Raw genomic sequence first — 1,736 nt, 5'->3', positions numbered from 1 at the left:
TTAATATCCTTACGGCCGCTGTATTCCAAAGATGAAATCCTGCGAATGAATGAGTATTCGTTATATAAATCCTTAATACTGAGGGACGAGGAACGTTAGTTCAATGCACCACGGAGCAGTGCCGCAGGCAGTTGCTCCTTTTTTCATTATGCTATGGGGAGTTTAGTTCAAAAGCAGATGTGAATCGCCCCTAATATGTGGTAACTATGTTATTGTTGTACAACAACCGGATTGTTATCATAAAATGGAGTGAATGTGGTTGGGAAAATTGCCTAAAACGAGTAACGTGAGAGTAGAGGTGGATACGATCCATCGCTCTTCAATTTTGGGTGGTTCGATCTACAAACGGGAGGATAGTTTACTATGCTAAGGAGTGACATTCAATTCCATGGATTATACGAACTGTTTTAAGGAAGTTATACTTAAATATTTTTTTATCGACCCTATCGTGGAATTTATTCGTCATAATGAAAACATTACTTACAAAGTAATAGATAAGGGATCTGAAGATACTTACTTGTTGCGAATGCATAAACCAATAACAAAAAACATGCAGGGTGTACAAAACATGCGTGAGGCGATTCAATCGGAACTAGAATATTTGTTAACTTGGTCGTCTCATTCCGAATTACCTGTTCAAATCCCTGTTCCGAATCTATACGGTGAACTAGTAACAAGCGTTGTTATTGAATGCGAAGAAGTGCATTGTTCCGTCTTGAAATGGATTTTCGGGGATACCATGTCCAAGAGAGATTTCACCAGTGAGGAAATGGTTAGTACCTTGGGGAAGCATATTGCATATTTACATCAGTTTTCGCGGAGTTTCAAACAAGGTTCAGGTTTTATAAGACCCGAATATGGGATTGTGTGGGTAAATAACATGTTGACCAAATTGCGATCAGGCGAAAAAATAGGTATTATCGACACCGAGGAATTTCAAATTCTTGAAAATGCATTTTCGCTGGTAACCGATCGTATGAAAGGGTTGAGCAAAAGTTTCGAGACATGGGGATTCATCCATGCCGACATTCACTATAGCAACTTAATCCGCACATCAAGGGGAATTTCATTCATTGACTTCGGATTATCGGGGTTTGGATACTACGCATCAGATGTCGCTATGGGTGCCCTATTTACTAAAAATGAATTACGGGATGATCTGCTTTCCGGCTACACTAATATTATTTCCGGAAAAATAGACATCGCACAGTTAGAGGACTTGATGTTTTTGAATATATGCGAATACTACGCATTTCTGGTAAGTAGAAAAGAAAAGCATATGTGGATACGTGAACATATACCAAGTCTGATTGAACTTTGTAAATCTTTGCTTAAAGGCAAAACGGTTTTTTATAATATCAATCAAGTAGGCTTAACAAACTAGCGAAGCCCATAATTACAGAAAACAATGTACGCAGTCGATCGGCACCCTCTCTCCCTTACAACACTAACGAAGTTTTGATGCTTCATAAGGTGTTCCGCTAACGGAGAACGTTAAAACAATAACACAAGGACGAGGCTGCCAGCACGATCGGCAGCTCTATTACGTTAACGGGCAGTTTAGCGTAGTTTCATGTTAATGAGTGGGAACAAATTTAGCAGCAAGAAGTAGTCCTCGACCAGATCGAGAAGTACCGCCGGAAGTGCTTCTGCGCGGCGCAACACGTCAATAACCTGATTTGTCTTGATGATTCGCATTCGAAATCCCTCCTGAAAAAGAAAATGACCCCTCTAAA

At 39.9% G+C, this 1,736-nt stretch carries 2 protein-coding genes; one reads left to right on the top strand and one right to left on the bottom strand.

What is annotated here, in order from left to right; all coding sequences use genetic code 11:
- The first annotated feature begins 388 nt into the window (after positions 1 to 388).
- Positions 389 to 1,384: a phosphotransferase enzyme family protein gene (locus OB236_RS30545; RefSeq protein ID WP_262687347.1), complete on the top strand. Its 996-nt coding sequence runs from the start codon at positions 389 to 391 to the stop codon at positions 1,382 to 1,384.
- A gap of 176 nt (positions 1,385 to 1,560) precedes the next feature.
- On the opposite strand, the gene OB236_RS30540 is transcribed toward OB236_RS30545, so the two are convergent.
- On the bottom strand, positions 1,561 to 1,698 hold the full coding sequence (locus OB236_RS30540) for a hypothetical protein (protein ID WP_262687346.1): 138 nt from the start codon (positions 1,696 to 1,698) through the stop codon (positions 1,561 to 1,563).
- Positions 1,699 to 1,736 lie beyond the last annotated feature (38 nt).

Source organism: Paenibacillus baimaensis (genome assembly GCF_025567575.1).
This window is presented reverse-complemented; position numbering and strand designations above follow the sequence as displayed.

Excerpts from the sequence above, each read along its gene's own strand:
- OB236_RS30540 (WP_262687346.1), bottom strand. The coding sequence starts at position 1,698 with ATGCGAATCATCAAGACAAATCAGGTTATTGACGTGTTGCGCCGCGCA.
- OB236_RS30545 (WP_262687347.1), top strand. The coding sequence starts at position 389 with ATGGATTATACGAACTGTTTTAAGGAAGTTATACTTAAATATTTTTTT.